Annotated in this window: 20 protein-coding genes; 9 read left to right on the top strand and 11 right to left on the bottom strand. The window is 41.1% G+C overall.

Annotated elements, in window-relative coordinates; all coding sequences use genetic code 11:
* The first annotated feature begins 14 nt into the window (after positions 1 to 14).
* Positions 15 to 3,119: an efflux RND transporter permease subunit gene (locus AC0KVP_RS11930; protein WP_473336870.1), complete on the top strand. Its 3,105-nt coding sequence runs from the start codon at positions 15 to 17 to the stop codon at positions 3,117 to 3,119.
* A gap of 95 nt (positions 3,120 to 3,214) precedes the next feature.
* The gene (locus AC0KVP_RS11935; RefSeq protein WP_473336872.1) at positions 3,215 to 4,933 is read left to right on the top strand and encodes a proline--tRNA ligase; all 1,719 of its coding nucleotides are present in this window, start codon (positions 3,215 to 3,217) and stop codon (positions 4,931 to 4,933) included.
* Positions 4,934 to 4,992: 59 nt separating this feature from the next.
* Here the strand turns inward: AC0KVP_RS11935 and AC0KVP_RS11940 are convergent, their stop codons facing one another.
* From AC0KVP_RS11940 to AC0KVP_RS11965, 6 genes are all read right to left on the bottom strand, one after another.
* The gene (locus AC0KVP_RS11940; RefSeq protein ID WP_473336874.1) at positions 4,993 to 6,318 is read right to left on the bottom strand and encodes a hypothetical protein; all 1,326 of its coding nucleotides are present in this window, start codon (positions 6,316 to 6,318) and stop codon (positions 4,993 to 4,995) included.
* Between the two features lie 23 nt (positions 6,319 to 6,341).
* A complete protein-coding gene (locus AC0KVP_RS11945; RefSeq protein ID WP_473336876.1) occupies positions 6,342 to 8,627 on the bottom strand; it encodes a DUF6160 family protein in 2,286 nt (761 codons plus the stop codon).
* A 26-nt stretch (positions 8,628 to 8,653) separates the two neighbouring features.
* Complete coding sequence (locus AC0KVP_RS11950) at positions 8,654 to 9,337, bottom strand: hypothetical protein (protein ID WP_332477640.1); 684 nt, start codon at positions 9,335 to 9,337, stop codon at positions 8,654 to 8,656.
* A 9-nt stretch (positions 9,338 to 9,346) separates the two neighbouring features.
* Positions 9,347 to 10,789 (bottom strand): hypothetical protein, encoded by a 1,443-nt coding sequence (locus tag AC0KVP_RS11955; protein WP_473336878.1) that lies wholly within the window; start codon positions 10,787 to 10,789, stop codon positions 9,347 to 9,349.
* Between the two features lie 237 nt (positions 10,790 to 11,026).
* Positions 11,027 to 11,596 (bottom strand): dCTP deaminase, encoded by a 570-nt coding sequence (gene dcd, locus AC0KVP_RS11960; protein ID WP_004694514.1) that lies wholly within the window; start codon positions 11,594 to 11,596, stop codon positions 11,027 to 11,029.
* Positions 11,597 to 11,709: 113 nt separating this feature from the next.
* On the bottom strand, positions 11,710 to 12,303 hold the full coding sequence (locus AC0KVP_RS11965; protein ID WP_087010438.1) for a LysE family translocator: 594 nt from the start codon (positions 12,301 to 12,303) through the stop codon (positions 11,710 to 11,712).
* Between the two features lie 361 nt (positions 12,304 to 12,664).
* On the opposite strand from AC0KVP_RS11965, the gene AC0KVP_RS11970 reads away from it, so the two are divergent.
* From AC0KVP_RS11970 to AC0KVP_RS11980, 3 genes are read left to right on the top strand one after another with little or no spacing between them, the layout of a single operon-like run.
* A complete protein-coding gene (locus AC0KVP_RS11970; RefSeq protein ID WP_332669139.1) occupies positions 12,665 to 13,675 on the top strand; it encodes a TAXI family TRAP transporter solute-binding subunit in 1,011 nt (336 codons plus the stop codon).
* Complete coding sequence (locus tag AC0KVP_RS11975) at positions 13,672 to 14,145, top strand: DUF1850 domain-containing protein (protein ID WP_078425389.1); 474 nt, start codon at positions 13,672 to 13,674, stop codon at positions 14,143 to 14,145. The genes AC0KVP_RS11970 and AC0KVP_RS11975 overlap by 4 nt, the downstream gene beginning before the upstream one ends.
* Positions 14,142 to 16,154 carry a TRAP transporter permease gene (locus AC0KVP_RS11980; protein WP_473336881.1) on the top strand — a complete coding sequence of 671 codons (2,013 nt, stop codon included), beginning with the start codon at positions 14,142 to 14,144 and terminating at the stop codon, positions 16,152 to 16,154. The genes AC0KVP_RS11975 and AC0KVP_RS11980 overlap by 4 nt, the downstream gene beginning before the upstream one ends.
* Positions 16,155 to 16,204: 50 nt before the next feature.
* Here the strand turns inward: AC0KVP_RS11980 and apbC are convergent, their stop codons facing one another.
* Positions 16,205 to 17,482 (bottom strand): iron-sulfur cluster carrier protein ApbC, encoded by a 1,278-nt coding sequence (gene apbC, locus AC0KVP_RS11985; protein ID WP_473336883.1) that lies wholly within the window; start codon positions 17,480 to 17,482, stop codon positions 16,205 to 16,207.
* A 317-nt stretch (positions 17,483 to 17,799) separates the two neighbouring features.
* On the opposite strand from apbC, the gene AC0KVP_RS11990 reads away from it, so the two are divergent.
* The gene (locus tag AC0KVP_RS11990) at positions 17,800 to 18,129 is read left to right on the top strand and encodes a hypothetical protein (protein ID WP_004694526.1); all 330 of its coding nucleotides are present in this window, start codon (positions 17,800 to 17,802) and stop codon (positions 18,127 to 18,129) included.
* Positions 18,130 to 18,172: 43 nt separating this feature from the next.
* On the opposite strand, the gene AC0KVP_RS11995 is transcribed toward AC0KVP_RS11990, so the two are convergent.
* The gene (locus tag AC0KVP_RS11995) at positions 18,173 to 18,637 is read right to left on the bottom strand and encodes a hypothetical protein (protein WP_184118671.1); all 465 of its coding nucleotides are present in this window, start codon (positions 18,635 to 18,637) and stop codon (positions 18,173 to 18,175) included.
* Between the two features lie 149 nt (positions 18,638 to 18,786).
* Positions 18,787 to 19,587, bottom strand: coding sequence for a hypothetical protein (locus AC0KVP_RS12000; RefSeq protein ID WP_473336886.1), 801 nt, complete (start codon positions 19,585 to 19,587; stop codon positions 18,787 to 18,789).
* Between the two features lie 350 nt (positions 19,588 to 19,937).
* On the opposite strand from AC0KVP_RS12000, the gene metG reads away from it, so the two are divergent.
* The 3 genes from metG (at position 19,938) to AC0KVP_RS12015 (ending at position 24,826) form a co-directional block, all read left to right on the top strand.
* Positions 19,938 to 21,995 (top strand): methionine--tRNA ligase, encoded by a 2,058-nt coding sequence (gene metG, locus AC0KVP_RS12005; RefSeq protein WP_473336888.1) that lies wholly within the window; start codon positions 19,938 to 19,940, stop codon positions 21,993 to 21,995.
* Positions 21,996 to 22,061: 66 nt separating this feature from the next.
* On the top strand, positions 22,062 to 23,561 hold the full coding sequence (locus tag AC0KVP_RS12010; RefSeq protein WP_473336889.1) for a P-loop ATPase, Sll1717 family: 1,500 nt from the start codon (positions 22,062 to 22,064) through the stop codon (positions 23,559 to 23,561).
* A gap of 296 nt (positions 23,562 to 23,857) precedes the next feature.
* Positions 23,858 to 24,826, top strand: a complete 969-nt coding sequence (locus AC0KVP_RS12015) for an MBL fold metallo-hydrolase (protein WP_473336892.1) — start codon at positions 23,858 to 23,860, stop codon at positions 24,824 to 24,826.
* A 105-nt stretch (positions 24,827 to 24,931) separates the two neighbouring features.
* On the opposite strand, the gene AC0KVP_RS12020 is transcribed toward AC0KVP_RS12015, so the two are convergent.
* Both AC0KVP_RS12020 and AC0KVP_RS12025 read right to left on the bottom strand, forming a co-directional pair.
* Entirely contained in the window at positions 24,932 to 25,612 is a 681-nt protein-coding gene (locus AC0KVP_RS12020) for a DUF799 domain-containing protein (protein ID WP_151837190.1), read from the bottom strand.
* A complete protein-coding gene (locus tag AC0KVP_RS12025) occupies positions 25,609 to 25,986 on the bottom strand; it encodes a DUF4810 domain-containing protein (RefSeq protein WP_058952154.1) in 378 nt (125 codons plus the stop codon). The genes AC0KVP_RS12020 and AC0KVP_RS12025 overlap by 4 nt, the downstream gene beginning before the upstream one ends.
* Positions 25,987 to 25,994: the final 8 nt, after the last annotated feature.

A 25,994-nucleotide genomic window follows, 5' to 3' on the forward strand; every position in this document is an offset into this window, starting at 1 on the left:
AAAAGGTTGTTGCTATGTGGTTAACCCGTATTAGTGTGAAATATCCTGTTTTTACCATCATGATGATGTTCTGTCTGATGGTTTTGGGCTTAGCCTCTTGGCAAAGAATGGGGGTTGAGGAGTTTCCTGATGTCGATTTCCCCTTCGTGGTGGTTTATACCACCTATCCAGGGGCATCGCCTGAAACGGTGGAGTCTGAAATCACCAAGAAAATGGAAGATCAAATCAATACCATTTCAGGTTTAAAACAGGTCATTTCTCAGTCTAGCGAAGGCTTATCGACCATTATTGCTGAGTTTGATCTCGATGTTTCTTCTGCTATAGCCGCACAAGATGTCCGCGATAAAATTGCACCGGTCACCGCTCAATTTCGAGATGAAATTCAAGACCCGATTGTTGAACGTTACGATCCTTCTACCAATGCCGTGATGTCAATTGTATTTGAATCACAAAACATGTCACTGAAAGAGCTCAGTTCTTATTTGGATCAGCGCATCGTTCCACAGTTTAGAACCGTTTCTGGTGTTGGGACCGTCAACTTGTTGGGTGATGCCAAGCGACAAATTCGCATACAGATTGAACCCCACAAATCACAAAGTTTTGGGATTGGTATTGACCAGATCATCAACACGCTAAAAGCTGAAAATGTCGAGGTTCCGGGTGGAACGTTGAAACATGGTAACAGTGAACTCGTGGTCGAGATAAAGTCTAAAGTGATTCATCCTTTAGCCTTTGGCGATTTGGTGATTGCCAATAAAAATGGTGTACCGATTTATTTGCGCCAAGTTGCAAGCATTTCAGACAACCAAGCCGAACTTGAGTCAAGTGCCTATTTAAATGGTAAAACCGCGGTTGCGATTGATATTTTACGCAGTTCCGATTCAAATGTGATTGACGTGGTCGACGGTGCTTATGAGACCTTAGCAGATATACAAAAACAGTTGCCTGAAGGCACCACCGCAAAAGTCGTGGTAGATTCATCCAAAGGCATTCGTAACAGCATCACCGATGTTGCACGTACCATTATTGAAGGCGCGGCTCTTGCCGTTTTGATTGTCCTGCTGTTTTTAGGCTCATTCCGTTCCACCACCATTACAGGCATGACCTTGCCGATAGCCCTCCTTGGCACTCTGACGTTTATTTGGATCTTTGGCTTTAGTATCAACATGATGACCTTACTGGCACTATCACTCAGTATTGGTCTACTGATTGATGATGCGATTGTGGTCCGTGAAAATATTGTACGACATGCAGACATGGGCAAAGACCCTGTCACAGCAGCCCTTGATGGGACCAAAGAAATTGGACTTGCTGTTTTAGCCACCACCTTAACCATTGTTGCGGTGTTCTTACCTGTGGCATTTATGGGCGGTATTATCGGTCGCTTTTTCTATCAGTTTGGCGTAACCGTAAGTACTGCTGTGCTGATTTCAATGTTTGTCAGCTTTACTTTAGATCCAATGCTATCTGCACATTGGGCTGAACAGCATAATCCACATAAACCACCCAATCGAGTCAAACGTTTCTTCAATTGGATTTCTGGCAAACTAGATAATCTCAGCCATAGCTATGAGAAATTACTCAAGCTTGCTCTGCGCTTCCGATTCATCACCCTCATGATTGCTGTGGCTTCACTGTTCGGTGCATTAGGCTTATCTAAACTGATTGGAACAGAGTTTGTCCCTGTTCCAGATAAAGGTGAGATTCGGATTAAGTTCGAAACACCTGTCGATGCATCTTTGGAATATTCACAAGCCAAACTGCTTCAAGTCGATAAAATTATTCAGCAGCACCCTGACGTTCGAGCAACTTATGCGGTGATTAATGGCGTTACGGATCGTGGTAAAAACCATGTCAGTATTCGCGTAACCGTTACGCCACGTACAGAACGTATGAAAAGCTTAACTGACTTAAACAATGAATTCCGCCAACGCCTGCAACAAGTGGGTGGCATTACTGTGACCTCAATTGCCTCCGCAGATGAAACGGTATCGGGCGGACAAAAGCCAGTGATGATTTCCATCAAAGGTCCAGACTTAGCTGAATTGCAAAAAATTTCAGACCGCTTTATGGCAGAAATTGCGCAAGTCAAAGGCATTGTCGACTTGGAAAGCTCACTTAAAGCCCCTAAACCGACTTTAGGTGTGCATATTAATCGGGTCTTAGCCAGCGATTTGGGCCTATCGGTCAACCAAATTGCCAATGTCATTCGACCACTGATTGCAGGGGATGATGTCACCACATGGCAAGACAACAAAGGTGAAACCTATGACGTTAACCTGCGCTTAACTGAAAATGCACGTAGCTTACCTAGTGATGTACAAAACCTTTACCTCACATCGCAAAAAACGGATGCCAATGGTCAAGCTTTATTGATTCCCCTTTCTAGTGTTGCGCATTTAGAACAAAGTCTGGGGGCATCGCAGATTAATCGTCGCGATCTAGCAAGGGAAGTCTTAGTTGAAGCCAACACTGCAGGTCGACCTGCAGGTGATATTGGTGCAGATATTAAAAAAATTGAAGACAACTTTGACCTTCCTGCAGGTTATAGCTTTGACACACAAGGTTCAAACAAAGACATGGCTGAATCCGCAGGCTATGCCATGACCGCTATTACCTTATCCATTGTGTTTATTTATATTGTGCTAGGTTCGCAGTTTAATAGTTTTATTCACCCTGCGGCGATTATGGCTTCCCTACCCCTATCGTTGGTAGGGGTGTTTTTAGCGCTCTTCTTATTTAACTCCACCATGAACTTGTTTTCCATTATCGGCATTATCATGCTGATGGGCTTGGTGACGAAGAATGCAATTCTATTGATCGATTTCATTAAAAAAGCCATGGATCACGGCGTTGATCGTTATCAAGCGATTATTGATGCGGGTAAAACACGCTTACGGCCTATTTTGATGACTACTAGTGCCATGGTAATGGGCATGGTACCTTTGGCTTTAGGGCTAGGTGAAGGTGGTGAACAAAGCGCACCGATGGCACATGCAGTGATCGGCGGTGTCATTACATCGACACTGCTGACCTTGGTGGTGGTTCCTGTGATCTTCACCTATTTAGATGACTTTAAGAACTTTATGCTGCGTCAAGTACGTAAAATCATGTCATAATAATCAACATTTTTCTGAGGTGGTGTCGACATGCCTCCTCATTTTTTATCGTATAATCTTTGACTTTCAAAGTTTAAAATTTTAGGACAGTTTCCATGCGCGCGAGTCGCTTTTTATTTGCAACGTTAAGAGAAACCCCAAATGACGCAGAAGTGATTTCACATCAACTAATGCTACGTGCTGGGATGATTCGTAAATTGGCTTCAGGTTTATACACTTGGCTGCCGATGGGCGTTCGCGTATTAAATAAAGTTGCAGCGATCGTTCATGAAGAAATGAACAATGCGGGTTCACTAGAAGTCCTGATGCCCGTAACTCAGCCAGCATCTTTATGGGAAGAATCTGGTCGATATGTCCAATACGGCCCTGAACTGCTTCGTTTTAAAGACCGCCATGGCAACCCTTTCGTACTTGGTCCTACCCACGAAGAAGTCATTACCGATCTTGCGCGCAATGAACTCAAAAGCTATAAACAATTGCCTGCAAACTTCTATCAAGTACAAACCAAATTCCGCGATGAAATTCGTCCACGTTTCGGTGTAATGCGTTCACGTGAATTTATCATGAAAGATGCTTATTCTTTCCACGCAAACCAAGAATCACTGCAAGAAACCTATGACATCATGTATGGCGCGTACTGCAAAATCTTTAGCCGTTTAGGTTTAGATTTCCGTCCAGTACAAGCCGATACAGGTTCAATTGGTGGTTCAGGTTCACATGAATTCCACGTATTAGCATCAAGTGGTGAAGATGATATCGCCTTCTCGACTGAATCGGACTATGCAGCAAATATTGAAATGGCTGAGGCCGTTTTAGTCGGTGAACGTGCAGCTCCAACCAAAGCTTTGGAAGTTGTCGATACACCAAATCAAAAAACCATTGCAGACGTCTCTAACTTCTTAAAATCTGATCCTTCATACTCTGTAAAAGCTTTGTTAGTGCAAGGTATTGCAACCGAAGAAGGCCAAGCAACACCGGTAGTGGCATTGTTCTTACGTGGCGATCATGAGCTGAATGAAATTAAAGCGGAGAAGCATCCACATATTGCATCACCATTGACTTTCGCAACAGAAGAACAACTTACTGCACTTGGTTTAACCGCTGGTTTCTGTGGACCACAAGGCTTAGTTGAAAAAGGCTTAACGGTCATTGTTGACCGTGCTGCATCGGTACTGTCTGACTTTGTTGCAGGTGCAAATGAGGTTGATAAACACGTGACTGGTCTAAACTGGGAACGTGATGCACAGTTCACTGAAGTGTATGACTTACGTAATGTGGTTGAAGGTGATCCGTCTCCAGACGGTAAAGGTACGCTGCAAATTAAACGTGGTATCGAAGTCGGTCATATTTTCCAACTTGGTCAAAAGTATTCAGAAGCTTTGGGTTGTAAAGTTTTAGGTGAAGATGGTAAGCCATTTACGGTAACCATGGGTTGTTACGGTATTGGTGTAACACGCGTGGTTGCCTCTGCAATTGAGCAAAACTTTGACGAAAAAGGTATTATTTGGCCTATGGCTATTGCACCATTTGAAGTTGCCATTGTGCCTATGAATGCACATAAGTCTCCACGTACTTTAGAAGCAGCTGAAGCACTGTACGCTGAACTTACGGCAGCAGGTTATGATGTTTTACTGGATGATCGTAACGAACGTCCAGGCGTGAAATTCTCAGACCTTGAGCTTACAGGTATTCCTCACCGTATTGTGATTGGTGAGAAAGGCTTGGATGCAGGTACTTTTGAATATAAAGGCCGTCGTGACGCTGAATCTGTAAACATTTCTAAAGAAGAGTTATTGGCGAAAATTGCAAAATAATTCATTTTAGAATAAAAAATCCCGCGTATATCGCGGGATTTTTTTATTACGTTATATATTTAACAGAACTTTAAACCACCGTAGCAATTGGAAATAACATTTTGGCTTGCTCCTAATGGAATATTATTCAGCGGTAAAGGCAATGCTGGCAATGAGCCTAAATTCACCTCCCCCACGTTACTTACAAGTTTTGACGTAAATACCGCACCTATAGCCTGGCCCGCATCAATATAAAGTGGATTATCGTCAAACCATTGACTTAGATAATCTGCTACATCGGGTAAAATTGGATTAATGTCAACTGCGTAATTTTCACTGGCATTCAATGTTCCGAGCTGTACAGGATCATTTACTGCCAACCACCACCCTGGGTCGGCTACCGCTTGCTCTTTAGGCCAAAAAAGTTTTGATTTTTGAAGTGATAGGCTTACAGGGTTGTTCAGTGGTAGAGAATGGATTAACCCCAAACTTTGATTGAGTGCAATATCTGTTTTTAAGCCTGAAATTTGCATATTTACACGCATATCACTGATAGTAAAATTATTAAAAGGCAAAATATACCCTACCCAAAATCTTCCAGGCACCACGGCTTTCATATTTCCTGAATTTTCGTCCAAAGAAATTTTAGGAACATTTGCAATTGCATTAACGTTTACAGATGTTAATCTGGAGCCATTTAAGATAGCTTCTTTAGTGGTAAAACTCACAGGCATGGATGGAATTTTAATTGTACTATTACTGGTAACAAAGGTTGCTGGGCAACCACTGGTACAACCCCAAACATTTACTTTTCCAGTCAAAGACTGTGTAAATGGCGTTTCTTTGGTCTTAGTCGAACCTGTTGCAGGGGCAATTTTCATATAACCGCTTAATGTATTAATACCATTTTGAGTACCATCATTCGATCCAGTTGTAAGCAAACCCATCACTTTTTCCGCACTTACTCGAAAGCCCATAACCTCTCGTGTCGCAGCACTCGTAGGATTCTTAATGGCAAATTCTATAAATGGATTGGTTAGTTTCGCTGATGTTTCAGGTCTCTCTTTACCTGCCTCAGGTAAGCCGCTTAGACTCAGATTATCAATATCAATATCACAACCAGCTCTTATCGTATTATTGCTCCCACCGCAACCTAGTTGTAACTTCTTAATATTGGCATTCAGTTCTATTTCCGCACTTAAACCTAACTTATAAAAACCAAGATCTGATTGCGTATAAGATTGCCCGAGCGAATCCGTGCCATCTGAACCTGCGGTATATTCCAAATTCATCAGAGCCTGCCCTTCAACTTCTGCCAGCTCTTCATCATTTAAAGCGGTCATCGCATAACTTTGACTCATACCTAAAATCGTTGTGATTAGAATTGAAATTAAAGACTTATTCATTTTATTTATTCCTTGTCATTTTTTTAGCGCGGCGTAATCCCTAATGTGCTACGCATAGCTCCACCCGTAATGGCAATATCTGCAACCTTCTGCATGGTACCCGTTGGAGACAATGCAACCTCCGCTCTAAAGGCAGTTCCTTGTCCACCTGCTAATGCCTTATGGTTAAATTGCACTTGATTATCGATGCCAACTGAGTCCTTTTGCATATGGATTTTTCCATTCAAACCTAAGTGACCTTGCATTTTGTTCAAGTTCATACTGGATGTTTTTGTTGTTGTTCCATTGCTATCGGTATTACTTAGACTAATAAAACTGCCTTTTTTGCTTTCATTACTCAGGTCTGTACTACTCAATGCATTAAATTCAAAATTGGATTTAAATGAGAGATAATTGCTTTGTGGTGTCCCACCTACTGCCTCAAGGCCCGGAATAATAAAGAGTTCACCTTTACCATCTAACATAAAAGCAATCGATGCGAGAACATCATCTTTTTTAGCAAAATTATTAATCGGTACGACTTCTTTGGCACAACTATTTACCCCTGCTGGGCAGTTATACAGTGCCCCCGGAAGCTGCCCAATTGCGATTTCCGCATTGGCAGCAAACAATAAACTATCGGCTTTGATATAGATTTCATTTTCATTAAAACCAATCACACCATTGGCTTTAAAATATGAGTCAATATTACGTAAGCCAGTATAGTAGTTAACTTCTTCGCCATGCTTACTCATCGCACCATCAATAACGATAATAGACGTTGTTTTAGGGTTACCTTGACTATCTTCCCCATAACCATCGGTTGATACCGCGATATCATAGCCCAAGCCATCCTTCACCGTTCCAGCGGTATTGGTATATTTCTTGGCAAAAAATGCAACATTGGCATTCAGGTTATAAATCGGAATACCTAAGCCCCATGTCCCTTCGTTAGTATTGTTTACCACAATAGAATTATCTGAAATAAAGCGAGCTTTACGTGCAATAGCTTGAAAATCGAGTCCACGTACAGCAATAAAAGCCATATTTGAAGCATTGCCTGTTGGCGATGGGTTATAAATCAACTCATAGTTTTGCGCACCCAATATCGTCTTAATTTGGTCATTGACCACAAAACCCATTGAGTTGGTGCGAATGTTATTAATATAAATCTGACCAAAATCAATATAGGCATTTTGACTGTTTATTGCTGAATTGGGGTCTGTGGAAGTACGTACATTGAGCGGAGATAAATTTGAAAATTCGATGGCATAACTGCCTGTACCAGTATGCCCTAATTCAAAAGTTGTCGGTGTCGCAGCGCCCAGCAAACTATTCCCTGCACGTGTAAAGTCAGCCGATACATTTAAATGTAAGCCGCCCGCATTCTTAAAACCATAACCTGCAGATGCAACCACCTCATTTTCTTGAACATTGCCGTTAACACGGTTGACCGTATTAAACTTAGCCACACCAGTTTGATCAGCATTTAATGCGATCTTGCCATTGGTTAATGCACCCGATGCCCCTATCCGAATTAAGTTTCGGTGAGTCGAGTTTGCTGAGCCATAACGTAAATCGACATTTAACCCCGGATTTGTGGCATTACCTACACGGCTGTCATGTACCTCTGTCTTATCTTCTACTCGACCTAAAACAACAATATTATCGCCAACACTGCCCTTTGAGGTGAGAACCACACCTTCCGTTTCATCGATATAGAGATATCCATCAGCAGATAAATTGAAGTTGAAATCTTTTAAGGTTAAATCTTGATTATTTTGTCCATAACTAATACTAGCATTCTGCAATTTAAAATCTAAATGCACCTTTGAGTCGCGATTAAACAAACCATTCGTCGTTGCCAAGTACACTTCAAAAGGTGAAATAGTCGAAAGCTTAAAACTTCCTAAATTTTGATCCGTTTCGCCCGTTGCGCAATTCGGTGAACACATCAGCATGATTTGGGCAGCCGTTGCGGTGAAAGGTGACACACTTGCAGAGAGCTGAATGCCAACCCCTTGCGTACCATTGGCTAATTGTGTTGTTCCCACATCAAAATCGAGTTTGGTTTTAATGTTGTTATAACCCGTTGCCGTTTTCACTTCAATATTATGCAAACCCAGTTTTATCGGTGTTTTTCCGACTTCCGCTGGATCAACCCAATTCAGTTGTTTAATGTCAACTTTTGAAGCTTCATGGGTAATTGAGATACCATCTTGACCCGTTACATCACTTAAAATCTGATCATTCAAAGCTTGTAATGCATAACTTTGATTGGCTGCACAAATACACAGTGTCAGAAGGTTTAGTTTTATTATTTTATGCATCTCAATATCCTTTTGAAACTATATGTCTAACAGCGGCTACCCGCAGTGCCCGAGCAGTTATAGCTAAAGATTTTTAGATTTCCATCTAGATGTAAGTTGCCATGGACATTTAAGCCCATAAAGCCTTGTTCCTGACCTTTATCAAAAGTTGGTACAGTTTTACTCGTACCATAACTGTTATACGTTGAGGTATTGAAATACCCATTTTCACCACTTTCCACTGAAAGGCTAGCAAAGCCCAAGTTACGAATTTTGAGGGGTTTATCATCGAAAAACTTTAACATCATTGCAGTTTGTGGCTTGCCTTCTTTATTCAGAATTGTGGTGCCTTCTAGCGAAAATTTATCAATTTGCATGGTGCCTTGGAACTGCTTAAACACCAGCCATTTTCGTTGCCCATTTTCCTTATGATTATTTGGGGAAATGGCGATACGACACAGTTCTAATAAAGCGCAATCTTGATTTGCGCGCATTTGATAATACGCTTCAGTGACAATAGCCCGCCCATTCGCATCTACACCATTGGTTCTGGAAATCGTATTTAGACTCATATCATTGGCATATTGGTGGTTGATCGATAGCGTTAAGCTCAAATCTGCGCCGCCCTGTCCAGTCACACCAACCAGTTCCGTATTATCCAAATCCACCAAACCCGCTTGAGACAACATAGATCCCGACATCAACAGGGTTACACATAACTTTTTCATCATGTCAGTATCCTATAGCCCTGTGGTCTTAATTTTTAAGTGTTGGATCAATACACCATCTATAGCAACCGAACCGAGATTTACAGGAACTGCTGTTCCAGTCCCACGGAATACCACGCCAGTAGATTCGGTCGCTGTATTGGCTTTGAGCGTATTGGTGGTCGGATCTCGCGTCACACTACCAATCGAAATACTGCTATGTGTTGCGTTATTTCCTTGGTATTGAACCGCGCTAGTCCCTGCCCCAGTTTGAACAAAATTCGAACCACAATAAGCCACATTACAGGTTGATCCTTTATAGTCAGCATTGTTTCCACCTTGTACATCTGGGTAGTAGGTATAAATCTGCTTATAAATCTCAGGCACGTTCGGAATACGTGTGACTTCAAGAATAATATTGCGTCCTTCCGAACCTACAACAAAAGGCTGATACATATTGCCCAAGACCAAATTAATATTTGGGCTGTATAAATAAAGTCCTTCACTGGCATCAAAGATTGGAGCCAATGAACGATCTAATGCGGGTGTGACTGCCGTACCATCATTAGTCGCGGCTGTGCTCAGTCGAAGGACTTTGGCGTTCAACAGCGCTTTATTTGCATCATTGTTGGCATACACCAATCCAGATGGATTATCATTGGTATTGATCCGAAGTAAGGTTGCCATCCCAAAGGTTTTATTCTGCTGGTCTAAGGTAGATGCTTGGGTTTGAAACATACGAACCTGTGAGCCATTTAAACTCAATCCGTTAGCAACCGCTTGTAGACGTACTCTTTGATTTAAACTTAAATCAGGATCCGCAGCCGCGTTGGTTGTTGTCGGTGCACCTGTAATAGGGTCCACTTTATTTTGGGAATTCCAACTGCGTGAAAAAGCATCCCACCATAGACCTAATTTAATATTATTATCTGCGTCACTGGCTACAACAGTTGCTAAAGGCGCTTCTAGCCCTAGAAAACTCACATCTGAACTTGCATTCGACTGGTGAAACTGTTTAATCCCCGTGGCTGTGCCAGCGCGAAATAACCAAGGGTTAACATCGCTTCCCCATGTGAAGCCCTGATTACTGAAACGGCTGTTGGCATTATTATCAGACAGTGAAAGTGCTAAACCATAAATAAAGATGTCCGCTTTGGTCCGTTTAGTGGTCAGATCATCGGCATTGGTATATTTGGAGTAGTTCTCACCCACAGGAATAATACGAATAAAGCCCGTGTCGTATTGTTGTGGATTGGCCACGCCACGATTGTAGCTAGAAGCAGTGGAGAGATCATTGGCTCCTTGAAACACCATCTTGAAGTTTTCAGGAAGTAACGCAATACCTTCACCCGTAGTATCCGCTAGATATTCATCGGAAAGTGACTCAAGGGCAAATGTAGGCTGCGCAAGCATGAGTCCGACAAGACTAGCTAAACAGGATTTTTTCAATCCTGCGGGATATATACGATTCGTCATCTCGACCATCCTTATTATTTGATGCTCCGCATCTTTATGTACTGCATCCTTTGCTTGGCATTCTACTGTGCGCACTATAATTTTTATTTGCGTCAACCAAAGCACTTTAGTTCACAATTGATTATGCTGAAACTCAGCACAAATGCAAAACCAACTGTCCGATAATATTTATTTTCCGATGAATGAATTGACATAAAAAAAGCGGATCAATGATCCGCTTTCTTGAATATCAAAAACTTAGGTCTTCGGTAAAGTCACACCTGTTTGACCTTGGTACTTACCACCACGGTCTTTATACGATGTTTCACACACTTCGTCAGATTCGAAGAACAACATTTGTGCAACACCTTCACCGGCGTAAATACGCGCAGGTAAATTCGTTGTGTTTGAGAACTCTAAAGTAACATGACCTTCCCACTCAGGCTCAAGTGGTGTGACGTTTACGATAATACCGCAACGTGCATAGGTCGATTTACCCAAACACACAGTCAACACATTACGTGGAATACGGAAATACTCAACGGTACGTGCTAAAGCAAATGAGTTCGGCGGAATAATACAAACATCAGCTTCAATGTCGATAAAACTTTTATCATCAAAGTTTTTTGGATCTACAATTGCCGAGTGAACATTGGTAAAAACTTTAAACTCACGCGCGCAACGAACATCATAACCATAGCTCGACACACCATAAGAAATGAGTTTTTGACCATTTTCATCTAAACGAACTTGGTTTTCTGCATACGGTTCGATCATGCCGTGTTTTTCGCTCATTTCGCGAATCCAACGATCGGACTTAATAGCCATTTATTCTTTCCAAAAAGCTTAATTTCAATAATTGCGTTGTACTTTAACTGAAATCGCTTTCAATGAAAATAAGCGCGTTTAAGTTCACAAAATTTCTGTCTTTAATTGCTAAATTAAAAACTTAAAATCGCAGAATAGCTCAGCGGAATCGAGAAACTCATCAAGACCAGCGATGCTGTTTTTTGCAGGTTGGATTGGTTCAGCCAACGAATTTTATTGCTCGCTAAAATTGACCCAATAAAAGTCCAAAAGAAAGCAATCGGAACAATCAACACCAAAAACAGCGACATATGCGACAGGTAATAATCCAGTTTTGTCCAAGCAATGGTTGGGAAAATAGCTGAAGCAAACAATAATGCTTTAGGGTTCAATAATGTTGCCAAAAACAGTTCACGCGCTCGAATAGTCGGTTGATTAAAACTCACCTCGACATCGGCTGTACGCCATAATTTGATGGCCAAATAAATAATATAGCTCGCGCTAAACAGTTTTAAAATGGTCGGCAATAAAGGCAAGTGCACAGACACTTTTCCAATGAGGAAGCCCCATGCCGTGATTGAAATGAGATAGCCAAAAGCTTCTGCTGGAATGAGACGCAATGATTTACGAATACCGACTTGAATGCCTGAAGAGGCAAGTAAGGTATTGGTCGGTCCTGGAGTTAAAAGAATGGTTATCACTAAACCAATAAAAAACCAAGTGACCATATTCACAGACCCACATATATATAGCTATAAGCGTAATGACTTGCCTTGCTGAAAGCAATCAAATTTAGTGAACCGTGATAACAGTTTTTTTAATTTCCATTCAACACTTAACACAAATGAAGCATAAGACCCTTACCCAATCTAGCTTTCAGAAAGATGACACCATATGCTTTATTCTTTTTCTGAATCAATGATTTTATAAATCAAATAAAGACGAGTAATGAAAAAAAACTATTCAAATGATTTTTAATCAGTTACTTTTTAAATCATGCGTATCTTTATTCATCAATCTAATCACGCGAAGTCAAGGATAAAAGAGCCAAGTGAATGGCTTTGAAGATAATAAAACGAGGAAAAGTATATGAAAAAATGGACTCAACTCACGCTACTTTCAATTGCACTTGCGGGTCTAGGAGCATGCTCGAGTGACAATAAAACAACGACTTCAGACGGTGCTCAAACCGAAACCAGTGCACAAGCATCCAACAAACTCCAAAGTAAATTTGTCAACATAGCGACAGGTGGTGCATCTGGCCCATACAACGTGATTGGCACCAGTTTGGCTGAAATTTATAATAAAACCTACGGTGTAAATTCAAAAACTCAAACCACAGGTGCATCGGTAGAAAATCTTAACCTACTCAAACAGAAAAAAGTCGAAATGGCTTTTGTCATGAGTGATAGCTTAACCGAAGCACTAAATGGCACAGGCAGTTTTGCCAGTGGGAAAATTGATAATGTCCAACAAATTGCGGCACTCTATCCCAACTATGTACAAATTGTGGCCTCAAAAAAATCAGGCATTAAAAACCTTGAAGACTTAAAAGGTAAGCGTATTGCTGTCGGTGCCCAAAACTCAGGGGTTGAAGTTAATGCGCGCACCCTCTTAAATGGTTTTGGTATTACTTACAATGACGTGAAGGTCGATTATCTGGGCTATGCAGAAGCCGCCGATGCTTTAAAGGGTGGAAAAATTGATGCTGCATTCTTAACCAGTGGTATCCCCAACTCATCCTTGATGGAACTGCAACAAGGTTTCGATTTACAACTGGTCGGGATCGATCCTGCGAAAGTGAAACAAATCGCCAAAAACCAAACCTATTTTCTATCTCTGAATATTCCGAAAGGCACTTATGGCAATGCAGAAGATATTCCAACTGCGGCCATTATGAATGCTTTAGTGGTACGTTCCGATCTTTCTGAGGATGATGTCTATAAACTGACCAAAACCTTCTTTGATAGTTTAGGACAATTGGCCAACTCACATCAGGCAGCGACAGAAATTAATCTGGAAACGGCTCAAAAAGGCGTAGTTGCACCTCTACACCCTGGGGCTAAACGTTATTACGACGAACTCGCAGCGAAAAAATGAAGCTAAAAAAAAGTGCAGTGTTTACTGCACTTTTTCTACTCGGTTTATGCGGGCTGCTGTTCTTGCCTGTTCGCTATAGCGAAGTGACTGTTGCTCAAATGCAGTGCCGAATTTCAACAGCACAATTTAATTTGCAGTGGAAACATTCAGTCGAAAAAACCCGTTGGATTGAAAACTATCAACGGGAGCAACAGCACTTTATATTGCGCTACACCGACCTGATTTCTTTCGGTGCAGGTACACCGAATGACTATCCCATCATCTTTCAAAAAGACGGTATGGTCAGAATGAAAGTTAATCGGCGAATTGATCAAATCAACTGGATCATTTCCAAGAATATGCAAGGCAGTATCATCATTCACCAGAGCGTCTGGCCTATTTTTCAACAATATCCAGATTACACCTTGGTACAAATTACAGCACAACAACAGCCCTTGTGGAAAGCATGGCAGATCGGAGAATGCCGATGACTCAAAATGAAGACAAAGTTGCCCCTGAACAATTAGATGAGCAGCAACAACAAGCCATTTTAGAAAAATTTGATCGTGAGTCAGTGACTCGTTCCCCAAGCAACAAATCTGTGGCATGGTTCATAGCGGCGATTGCTATTTTCTATTCCTTATTTCATTTATTTATTACCTTTAATCCACTACCCGAACTGATTCAACGTTCCGCCCATGTCGCTATTGGTTTGGTTTTGATCTTTCTACTTTATCCTGCGCGTCAGTCCAGTTCACGACAAAGCATCCCTTGGTTGGATTGGTTCCTTGCCTTAGCCGCTTTAGCAACCTTTTTATACCTTTGGAAAGAATATCAAGCCATTATGACCACACGTGGTGGTATTCCAAACACCTTAGATATTGTTTTTGCCATTTTAGCCGTGGTGCTGGTGGTTGAAGGCGCTCGGCGGGTTATGGGATGGATGCTGCCTATTTTAGGTTTAGTCTTTCTGTCTTATCCGTTTTTTAGCCACTATGACTGGGTCCCTGATCGTTTATTGACGCGTCCATATAGTATTAGTGATATTTTCGGGCAAATGTATTTAAAAACTGAAGGACTATATTCTTCCGCAATCGGTGCTTCAGTCACATTTATTTTCCTGTTCATTTTGTTTGGTGCTTTTCTGGCGAAATCAGGCATGGGAAAACTGTTTAATGATCTTGCGATGGCACTTGCGGGACATAAACAAGGTGGTCCTGCAAAAGTTGCCGTCATTTCCAGTGGATTTATGGGCAGTATTAATGGCACAGCGGTGGCCAATGTCGTGGGGACCGGTTCATTCACCATTCCCCTGATGAAAAAAATTGGTTACCACAAAAATTTTGCAGGTGCTGTTGAAGCCAGTGCTTCTGTAGGTGGACAAATTTTACCCCCTGTGATGGGAGCCAGTGCCTTCATTATGGCTGAAACCACGGGTGTCAGTTATGGCACCATTGCCCTTGCAGCCACGCTTCCGGCTTTGCTCTACTATTTAGGCGTGATGGCTCAAGTTCATTTCCGTGCTGGTAAAGACAATTTAAAAGGTGTCCCGAAAGCGGATTTACCACGGGTTAAAGATGTCCTAAAGGAACGAGGACACTTGCTTATTCCAATCGTGGCTTTGGTATTTTTCCTATTTCAATCCATTCCTGTCAGTTATGCCGCAGTCTACACCATTGTCCTAACTGTGATTGTAGCGAGTTTCCGCAAATCGACCCGTATGGGCTTCAAAGAAATATTAGAAGCGCTCGCCGATGGTGCAAAACAATCTCTTTCGGTCATGGCAGCCTGTGCTGTGGTGGGGATTATTATTGGTGTGGTGAGCCTGACTAGCTTTGGCTCTGTCATGACCTCCTCAATTATGAGCATCGGTGCAGGCAGCCTATTTTTAACGCTGTTCTTTACCATGATTGCATCGATGATTTTAGGCATGGGACTTCCTTCAATTCCAGCCTATATCATCACCGCGACTATGGCTGCACCTGCTTTGGCAAACTTTGATATTCCCACGCTGGTGGCGCATATGTTTGTGTTCTACTTTGGTCTTTTTGCCAATATTACCCCACCTGTCGCCTTAGCCGCCTTTGCAGGTGCGGGAATCGCAGGGGGCGACCCAATGCGCACAGGTTTCCAAGCCTTGAAACTTTCTTTGGCTGGTTTCATTGTCCCGTTCTTGTTTGTCTACAACCCAGCCATGTTGATGATTGATACGGCCAATGTCGCAGTCAATGCACGTGAGTTTGCTTTTCCTGCATGGACGACTATTGTGAGTATTGTCTTTACCTCAGTGGTTGGGATTTTGGCGCTGGGTGCTGCAGTTGAAGGTTACTTTAAAGTTGGTTTGAACTGGTTCTGGCGGATTTTCTTAGGTGCAGGTGCTTTATGTATGATTATCCCTGAAACTGTGACTGATATTATCGGGATTGTGATGGTGGTGGTTGCCATCAGCATTAATATTATGCAAGCCAAAAAACAAAATCAGTCCTATTCAATGTCCTAAAAAGTAAAAAAAAGCCCAACTCAACATGTTGGGCTTTTTTTATGGCTGATTTAGAAAATACGGGTCTGATCTTTTTCAGCCTGAGGCAGTGCGGCTGCAATTTTTTCAGCAATTTGCATATAGCTGTCTGCTGCACTGTCTTCGACTAAAACAGAAGGCTTACCCGCATCCGCATTTTCACGGATTTGTACATTTAAAGGCAGACGCCCCAAAAGCGGAATGTCATATTGCTCCGACAGTTGATCTCCACCGCCTGTACCAAAAATTTGCTCTTCAAATCCACAATTTGAGCAAATATGGGTCGACATATTTTCCACAACACCCATAACTGGAATATGTACGCGGTTAAATAACTCAATACCTTTGGTCGCATCCATAAGTGCCACATTTTGCGGTGTGGTTACAATCACCGCACCTGTAACAGGAATACGTTGCGCAAGCGTCAACTGAATATCACCTGTACCCGGTGGCATATCAATCATCAAGACATCTAAGTCAGGCCATAAGGTTTGATTGAACAATTGCATCAACGCCCCTGTCGCTTTCGGCCCACGCCAAGCCACAGGAGTATTATGATCACCCGTTAAGTGTCCAATCGATAAAACGGCCAAACCATAGGCATCTAAGGGTACAAAATTTTCCGCTTCAATCATCGGTGTTTTGCCCGCATTGCCCAACATGGTCGGAATACTTGGACCATAAATGTCCGCATCTAAGACCCCAACTTTTAAGCCTAGCTTTTGCAAAGCAAGTGCAAGGTTTACCGTGGTGGTGGATTTGCCCACGCCCCCCTTGCCCGAGGACACCAAAATCACATTTTGAATACGCGGATGCTTCGGCACATCACGTTGTTGTGGCGCTGCTTTTTGGATGGGTGGGTTGTTAGGATCAGTTTCAACGGGTTGTGCAGCAACTTGGGCTGCTGAGCCTGAAGCATCAATCACTGGGGGTAAATTGCTTTTCGGTGCAGCCTCTTTTGCTTGGCTTGAACAGCTCTCACCTTCAGCATGCTGATGTCCACAGCCACCTGACTTTTCTTTATGTCCCGTTTTTTGTTGAATCACATGCATGTTTAATTCTTTGATACCGCATGCTTCAAGCGCAACCGCCAAATCATCATGAATCTGTTGTAAATCATCTGCTTCGGCAGGAAAAGTATTGATGGTAATTTGCAGAATATTGCCCTGCACATTCACTTGAGTAATGCGGTCTTTCAACGCATGGTTTGAATTGGGCAAGATATAGTTTTGCAGTACTGTTTGGATTTCTTCTTCCTTTACCTCCTGCGCAGGAGAAAAAACTGATTTAAGAGAAGAAAGCCACGACATATATGTACTCCAAATTCGAGTATTCAGCTGAATGCTATAGTTTAACCACAAAACGAACTTAGGTTAAGTTCAGTATTTATGGATTATGCCATGAAATTTAGTATTCCTAGCTTTTTAGTTGGTTTTATACGCTGAATATCAAAGGGCGAAGCTTAGTCGCTTAAGCTAACTGAAAAAATAAAATCGGTGAATTGGATCAAATTTGAACGTAAAGAATTGTAAGTACAATCCAATCTCCCCATTTAAGGTGATGTTATTGCATAGCAAAATATCTATATTCTGTTGTTCTATCTTTACGCGATTTGGGGGAGAAAAAAATGAAACTTTGGGCCGTGGTTGTTTTGGCTTGCACCATATCTAGCTTTAGTTTTGCAGATACATCAACCAATTCATTTAAAACCCCTGCGGGTCAAACGGTGACTATCGGTGATCAAGTTCAAGACATGCAGAAAAAAATCGATTTATCGCCAATTTCTATGTCCTCTACCCCAATCAGCAGTGCACCGAATAGCCCACTTGAGACGGTATATGTATATGAAATTGCAAACTATCGTTATACCATCCGCACCGTGAACAATCAAATTCAGAGCATCATGTGGTTTAACTTGGACGCAGACCCTGCACTGAGTACACAGTCTACGCCATAGTATTAGCGAACATTTAAGGTCGACATTCGCCATCTCGGACGGATTAAGCTTGGTCGTCTTTTTTAAACTTTTGCAGTGTTTCTGTGGCTTTCTTTTTCAACTCGTCAAACTTTTCAGTGGCTTGCACCTTAAATTCTTCCAGTTTAATTTCAGCCTCATGCTTTAACTCTGTGGCTTTAAGTTTTGCCTCATCCAGTTTATGCCCTGCTTCAACTTTAAAATGATCCAATTTTTCCTGCGCAACTTGTTTCGCATGCTCGGCTTTGGCTTGTGCAGACTCCAACTTTTGCTCAAAAGCTGCATCATCTTCGGCTTTACTTTCTGCTGCTTTTTGCTTTAAGTCAGTCAGCTGCTTTTCAGCATCTAGCTTGGCTTCAGTGGCCTGATGTTTGACATCTTCCAGTACTTTCTCACCTTCCAGTTTTGCCGCTTGAGCTTTCAACTTCAAGTCTTCACCCAACTCAGTCGCTTTGGTTTTTAAATCATCGAGTTTATTGTCATTCGTCATGTCACCGCCCTCTTTCGTATTTAAAATTTTGCTTAACTCAGAGTTATACCTTGCTTTTTAAGTGCTGACCTCATTTGCATCATTTGGAAACAATAGCTGTACAGGATGCAGCAATTTAAACACCATCCTGTACCACTCAACGGAAGAGACTAACGCTTTACGGTACTGAGAAAGCTAATAACTGCAAACAGCCAAATAAACAAAATGAAACTGCGGGCTTGAGTGAAATGGGTCACGTCTGCGCCATGTACCATATTATGACGGCTGGCCGTGACACTAGAACTCGCATCCATTTTCAATGCTTCAAGGCTCAGAAAATACGGATTGATTTCACTGGCAATTTTAACTTTATGCCATAGGCTTTTGACTTCATGGCCTTTCAAACCCGGTACAATTTTATACACATCGACAAACTTGGTTTGATTTTGCTTTAAATACCCATGTTCAATCAGCGCATCCGTCAAAATTCCTTCAATTTGACCATAAAGAACCGTAATACACCCTGCATAACACTGCTGTTGATACAGTTTTAAGGTTTCTTCAATCACGCTGCGGCGTTGGGCTTGGAATGCTCCCAAATCCATCGCGTCGTAAGCGTCAAGCAAAGTCGCTTGGAAATAGTCTGTTTGGATTAAATTAGGCAGCTGAAACTTAGTCATATCAGCTTCTTTTTGATTGGCCATTTGCCAAAAGTACAACAGATTGAGCACGTCATTAGCCATCGGCTCATCACTTTCGTACTCAAGTTGATCGGCCATGACTGCAAAGTACGGATCTTCAGACTCAAGCTGACGGAGCGACTCGACCAATTGTGCATGAGCTTGACTACCCATTGAAGCAAGGTATTGTTCAGCTTGTTGTAAAAGTCGATTGCCCAGTAGTTTGGTCGCTTGTGGATTTTGCGGAATTCGGGTCACGGGTTGGTCGAAATCAAAATCATCATCGATCATGGACGGCATACTCTTAAAAACGGGCTGAATCTAAGTATTATCGCTGTTAATAGCACATGAATATAGAGAAAATATGCATTAGTTTTAAGCTCCATGACTTGAGTTCTGAACAATCCCTTCAATCTTTCATTAAAAGATGAACAAGCTGCTTTATGCCGTTTCAGAAAAGGCATTTCCCATGATTTTTTCAGTATCTTGCTCAAATTAGCGATTGATGCTCAATCTAGCGATCAATTCATACAGGCTTTAGTCTCATTTGAAAACTTTTCACCGATTCACTTGTGCAAGTCGCGGCTATCTAAGGTAAAATCGTTGACCTTATATAAAATACGAATGAGAGAGTCATATCCGTGCGTAATATTTTAGTCACTAACGCCCTACCATACGCCAATGGCCCCATCCATATGGGACACTTACTCGGTTATATCCAAGCAGATATTTGGGTTCGTGCCATGCGTGCAATGGGACACGATGTGACTTATGTATGTGCGGATGATGCTCACGGTACAGCCATCATGCTACGTGCCGAAGCGAATGGTATTTCGCCTGAAGATCAGATCGCCAATGTGCAAAAAGAACACATCCGTGATTTTGACGGTTTTGGCGTGCATTTCGATCATTATGATTCAACTCACAGCAATGAAAACCGCGCGCGCGCTTCTGAAATTTATGTAAAAAACCGTGAAGCAGGCAATATTGCCATCCGCCCTGTCAACCAGCTTTTTGACCCTGAAAAAGGCATGTTCTTATCGGATCGTTTCATTAAAGGCACGTGCCCGAAATGTAAATCGGAAGATCAATATGGCGATGCGTGCGAAGTCTGCGGTACAACATACAATGCGACTGAGCTTTTAAACCCGAAATCAACTTTAAGTGGTGCAACGCCTGTAGAGAAATCTTCAGATCATTACTTCTTTAAACTGCCGAATTTCTCAGAATATCTACAAAAATGGACCCGTGACCAAGGTCGCCTACCTGTTTCAATTGCCAACAAACTCGATGAATGGTTTGAAGCAGGTTTATCAGACTGGGATATTTCACGTGATGCACCGTATTTCGGTTTTGAAATTCCAGATGCACCAAACAAGTATTTCTATGTTTGGGTAGACGCACCAATTGGTTATATGTCGAGTTTTGAAAACTACATTAAAGCGAAACGTCCTGATTTAAGTTTTGACGACTTTTGGAAGAAAGACTCTGACAAAGAAGTCTATCACTTCATTGGTAAAGACATCGTTTACTTCCATGCCCTGTTCTGGCCTGCAATGCTTGAAGGTGCAAACTACCGTACGCCATCAGGTTTATTCGTCAATGGTTTCTTGACGGTAAACGGTCAGAAGATGTCGAAGTCTCGCGGGACATTCATCAAAGCTGAAACGTATTTAGAGCACTTAAATCCTGAATATTTACGTTACTACTTCGCGTCTAAACTGTCAGATAAAGTTGAAGACTCTGATTTGAACTTGGATGATTTCGTTCAGAAAGTAAACTCTGACTTAGTCGGTAAAGTGGTCAACATTGCCAGCCGTTGTGCAAAATTCATCAACACCAAGTTTGATAATAAATTATCAGCCACTTGTGCAGAGCCTGAATTGGTACAAAGCTTTATTGATGCAGGCGACTCAATTGCGAAAGCCTATGAAGCACGTGAGTTTTCTGCTGCGATTCGTGAAATCATGGCGCTTGCAGATAAAGCGAATCAATATATCGATGAGAAAAAACCTTGGGCTTTAGCGAAAGTTGAAGGCGAAGAGCAACAAGTACACGATGTATGTTCGGTCGGGATTAACCTGTTCCGTCAATTGGCTGTGTACTTGGCACCTGTACTTCCGACTTTAGCGGCTCAAGTGCAAGAGTTCTTAAAACTAGACCGCTTTGATTTTGCTTCTGCTCAAACAGCATTGGTCGATCATGAAATTGCATTGTTCCAACCTTTAATGCAACGTGTAGACCCGAAAGCTGTTGCGGCAATGGTCGATGCATCTAAAGACTCTTTAGCGGCTGCGTCTGAACCTGTAAAAGTGGAAAAGAAAAAAGAAAAGAAAGCCGAGAAAAAGCCTGAGCCAAAAGTGGGTGAGGCTGAAATTATTGGTATTGAAGACTTTATGAAAGTTGACCTACGTGTCGCTGAAGTTTTAGAAGCTGCAACGGTCGAAGGCTCGGACAAGTTACTTCAATTGACTTTAAATATCGGCGAAGCTGAACCGCGTAATGTATTCAGTGGTATTCGAGAGTTTTACCAGCCAGAAGACTTAAAAGGCAAATTGGTGGTGATGGTCGCTAACCTTGCACCGCGTAAGATGCGTTTTGGTATTTCAAACGGTATGGTTTTAGCTGCGGGTAATGGCGAAGGTGTTTGGGTGATTTCACCTGAATCTGGTGCTAAAGCTGGTGATAAAGTGTCTTAACTCTAAAATCAATATTAAGCCCTGATAATAATCAGGGCTTATTCTTTTCTTAATAATATAATACTTATGACAAACTTTAATGACTTTTTAAAAAATTTAAATTTAGAAAATAATCCATTTTCTTTTTTTACAACAGAGAATGAGCTAAAACAATCAGTAGATATATTTACACCCGTAAATGACTATGAAAGTATTTTGTCTAACTTTTCCTCTGACAATTCCTTAATCATTTTAGGTGATCGAGGTGCTGGAAAAACAGCTCTTTTAAAAAACTTAGAGTCACTAATTGATAGAAAAAAGATAATTTCAGTCTTTATTACAAATTTTTCTGATTTGCCACTAAACTTTGATTCAAAAGATTTTTATCAATTCTTAATCACACAAATATCTCTACAATTATTCGCTTCTCTTGCCAATGAAAAAAAGCGAATAAATAAACTCGATCAAGAAGAGAAAATATTACTAAGCTACCTACTTCAAAACTTTGTACCTCAAGTTTCAAAAGCATACTTACGAGATCAAATCAAAGCTATTCAAGTTCCTTGGTACAAGTTAACTTATAAAAAATTCGAAAAAATTATAAGAGATTTCTTCAATTACGGTGCTACGGTAGCAAATACAGTCGTCGATGATTTTTTATCTAAACATTTTTCAGGACTTCCTCCAATCACTGAAAATGTCAAAATTAAAGAATATTTCCCTGAACTAGATATAAATTTTGAAGAGAACTTTTTAGACCAAGATATCTCTTATTGTCTTATTGAAAGAATTTTGAAAATCGTAGAAAAACTACAGTTTAATAAAATAATCGTACTCATTGACCGAATTGATGAAGATCAACGATTCGAGAATGATGCAGAATTAATTGCAACTTATACTAAATTAATCTTAACTGATGAAAAATTACTCCTAACACCAAAATTACAGATTGTTTTTACAAGTTGGACAACTCCATTTAATTTTATTAAGCAATATGTGCGAACTCAGAAACATAGTTGTACTATTATTAATTGGTCACATTCAGACTTAGAGAATGTTCTAAACAACCGCTTAAAAGTCTTTTCTAAAAGTAAAATTTCAACTTACAAGGAACTATTTGCAGCTGATGTTACACAAGATGATATAAACCAAATTCTAAAATTAGCAAACTCAACGCCTCGCGATCTTTGGCATATTTTTTCTAATTTACTAAGAATCCAATATGATAAAGACTCTCTCAGTAATAAAATTGAAAAATCCTCTATAGGATTTGCTTTAAATAGATTTATTAAGAATTTTAATTATTTTGAGTACTATCCAAGGAAAACGAATGCACGTTCTAACTCTATGGATATTTTTTCATATATAGATTTGCTACTTAAATTAGATGAAAACACATTTAATGCCAAACAATTAAAAGAAAAAAACCAACTACAACATTCAACTGCTCAAAGCTACATATCTAGTATGGAAAAAATGGGACTAATTAATTTGAGTAATCCTGATAGTGGTTCAGCGCAATACACAATTAAAGACCCTAAAATTTCATATGCTCGTGAAAAAGGAATCAAAATCTATCGTAATTAAAGTTCTATGACCATGCGACATATATCTCGCCCGTTCGTTAAGGGCACACGGACATGCCCTTTAATGAACAATGAGGTTTTGTTACTTTTGCCTAGTCAAAAGTAACGGAAATTTCGTAATCAAAATTTTACGCTCATTATTTCCCTCATCCTGACCTTCTCCCAAAGAGATAAGAAACATTCAGTCAGAACAAATAATAAAATATAGTTTTGTATTAGTTGCTAAAAACAAGATGAAAAAGATCACCTCACATGCTAAAAAATAGACAATTCAACAAATTTTGTGAAACTTTATAAATGAATAAGTTACTTGCTTCCGCTTTAATTATCTCTAGTATCAGCAGTGTTTCAGCCTTCGCTCTTTCCCCACCCGCCCCAATCTCGCAACAAAAACAAGTTTCAGGCTATTACCAATACCAAGCGGGTGATGTACAAATTACAGCCCTGCTCGATGGTACTAACTTCATGTCGCCTAAACTCTTTCAAAACACTCCAGAAAAAGAAGTCCATGAAATTTTAAAGAAATATGCTGCTGACCATTCCAAAGGCGTACAGACCTCTGTCAATGCCTTCCTCGTGAATATAGGTCATTCACTGGTTTTAGTGGATAGCGGCGCTGCGAGCTGTTTTGGCGCACATTTGGGTTCAGTATTGAGCAACTTAAAATCATCAGGCTATCAACCAGAGCAAGTCGATACCATCTTACTGACGCATCTACACCCAGACCATGTGTGTGGTATTAGCCAAAATGGCATGGCAAACTTTCCCAATGCAACGGTTTATGTCTCGAACAACGAAGCAAACTATTGGCTAAACCCGAAACAAGTCGACAAACTCCCAAAAGAGAAACAAGCAGGCTACTTAGGAACTGTTGAAAAAATTAAACAAGCCATTGCGCCCTATCAAGCCAAAAACCGCTTCAAAACGTATCAACTGGGCGATCAAGTTCAAGGCTTTAAAGTGATTAATACCGCGGGGCATACACCTGGACATTTTAGCTATGAGCTGAAAACCAAGGATGAAACGGTGGTCTTTATTGGTGACATTGTGCATTCACATACTGTGCAATTCGACAAGCCAGAAACCGCTATTGATTATGACATCGACCCGAAAAAAGCAGTGCAAACACGCTTAAAACAATTTGCGGAATATGCAAAAGGCGGGCAAACCATTGCAGCACCACACTTGCCATTCCCTGCTATTGGACATATCTATTCGGCAGATGGGAAAAGCTATCAATGGATTCCTGTGCATTTTAAGGATTAATTTATACGAAAATTAACTCTTCTTTTGGCTGAGAGTTAAAAGACTCTTCATCCAAATAGAAGCTTGTTAAATCATAAAAATCCCCTCATTTGAGGGGATTATTTTTTACTGCTGCGGACTCATCGAATTTTGTACAAAATGCGGAGAGCGAGGTCCATATAGCAACCCTTTTTGCTGCATCAACTGCGGAGCATACAACTGCGTACTCACACTGTTAGACAGCACATAGGCTTTGTCCGATAGGTGATTGGAAATTTGGTCAATCAAAGCACCCACTAACATCCCGACCAGACCGGCGTTGCTATTATTATTGGCTTGTTGGATTTTTTCCTGACCTTCCCATAATAATGCTCCGGTTTTTAAATCCACCAATTTCGCCTCTACCGCAACGGTCGAAACGGATTGAATCACCTGATACTTAGAACCATATTCTTTAACTTTGACATACAGTGCGGCATCCGCTCCAAAAATTTCATTGAGTTTCTGAATTGGAATTTGCTGCGCATCATAGCCATTGGTTACGCCGTTTTCTTTAAATAGCGTATCGACCACAGAAATAGGAAACACATAATAGCCCGCTTCTGCTACAGGTAAAGTCACGGTAGACCAATACCCATAAGTTGCCCGTGTATCGGGTGACTCATTTACAGGCGGCAACACCAAAATGGATTTTGGCATATTGGCATGATATGCAGATAAGTCACGTTTACTTTTAGGTGTCGTAGCACAACCTGTGAAGAGTGTCACAGCAAGGCCAAGTACGCATAGTTTTTTGAAATGTTTCACTTCACACTCCCTGCGGCAGACTGGGCTGTCATTTTTTTCAAAAGACGATCCATTAATACTGCCGACTCTGGGTAGGTTTGACGTTCAAGTTCAAAATACTGAACAGCACGTGGCCCATTATTGATATTTAAATTCAACAAACCCAAATGTGCATACAAGCCCGGAGGCACTGCTGCATTTTTGGCTTTGGCTTTTTCAATATCTTTTTCAAGTTTACCAATCTGTTCTTGTGGAGAAGTCTTTTCTGGCAGACTCAACATCAAATAGGTTTGCTGCGGGTATTCGCCCCAGCTGTATAACGATTTTGGTGCTGAAACACAGCCCACCAAAGTCATGGTGCAGATCGCACCTAAAACCAATACGATTTTTTTCATTGATTCAA

This window comes from Acinetobacter sp. DL27 (genome assembly GCF_055810995.1).

Coding starts and splice junctions, on each gene's coding strand:
- AC0KVP_RS11970 (WP_332669139.1), top strand. CDS start 12,665: ATGAAAAAATGGACTCAACTCACGCTACTTTCAATTGCACTTGCGGGT.
- AC0KVP_RS11945 (WP_473336876.1), bottom strand. CDS start 8,627: ATGCATAAAATAATAAAACTAAACCTTCTGACACTGTGTATTTGTGCA.
- AC0KVP_RS11930 (WP_473336870.1), top strand. CDS start 15: ATGTGGTTAACCCGTATTAGTGTGAAATATCCTGTTTTTACCATCATG.
- AC0KVP_RS11980 (WP_473336881.1), top strand. CDS start 14,142: ATGACTCAAAATGAAGACAAAGTTGCCCCTGAACAATTAGATGAGCAG.
- apbC (WP_473336883.1), bottom strand. CDS start 17,482: ATGTCGTGGCTTTCTTCTCTTAAATCAGTTTTTTCTCCTGCGCAGGAG.
- AC0KVP_RS11965 (WP_087010438.1), bottom strand. CDS start 12,303: ATGGTCACTTGGTTTTTTATTGGTTTAGTGATAACCATTCTTTTAACT.
- AC0KVP_RS11955 (WP_473336878.1), bottom strand. CDS start 10,789: ATGACGAATCGTATATATCCCGCAGGATTGAAAAAATCCTGTTTAGCT.
- dcd (WP_004694514.1), bottom strand. CDS start 11,596: ATGGCTATTAAGTCCGATCGTTGGATTCGCGAAATGAGCGAAAAACAC.
- AC0KVP_RS11935 (WP_473336872.1), top strand. CDS start 3,215: ATGCGCGCGAGTCGCTTTTTATTTGCAACGTTAAGAGAAACCCCAAAT.
- AC0KVP_RS12025 (WP_058952154.1), bottom strand. CDS start 25,986: ATGAAAAAAATCGTATTGGTTTTAGGTGCGATCTGCACCATGACTTTG.
- AC0KVP_RS11990 (WP_004694526.1), top strand. CDS start 17,800: ATGAAACTTTGGGCCGTGGTTGTTTTGGCTTGCACCATATCTAGCTTT.
- AC0KVP_RS12010 (WP_473336889.1), top strand. CDS start 22,062: ATGACAAACTTTAATGACTTTTTAAAAAATTTAAATTTAGAAAATAAT.
- AC0KVP_RS11950 (WP_332477640.1), bottom strand. CDS start 9,337: ATGATGAAAAAGTTATGTGTAACCCTGTTGATGTCGGGATCTATGTTG.
- AC0KVP_RS12000 (WP_473336886.1), bottom strand. CDS start 19,587: ATGATCGATGATGATTTTGATTTCGACCAACCCGTGACCCGAATTCCG.
- AC0KVP_RS12015 (WP_473336892.1), top strand. CDS start 23,858: ATGAATAAGTTACTTGCTTCCGCTTTAATTATCTCTAGTATCAGCAGT.
- AC0KVP_RS11975 (WP_078425389.1), top strand. CDS start 13,672: ATGAAGCTAAAAAAAAGTGCAGTGTTTACTGCACTTTTTCTACTCGGT.
- AC0KVP_RS11940 (WP_473336874.1), bottom strand. CDS start 6,318: ATGAATAAGTCTTTAATTTCAATTCTAATCACAACGATTTTAGGTATG.
- AC0KVP_RS11995 (WP_184118671.1), bottom strand. CDS start 18,637: ATGACGAATGACAATAAACTCGATGATTTAAAAACCAAAGCGACTGAG.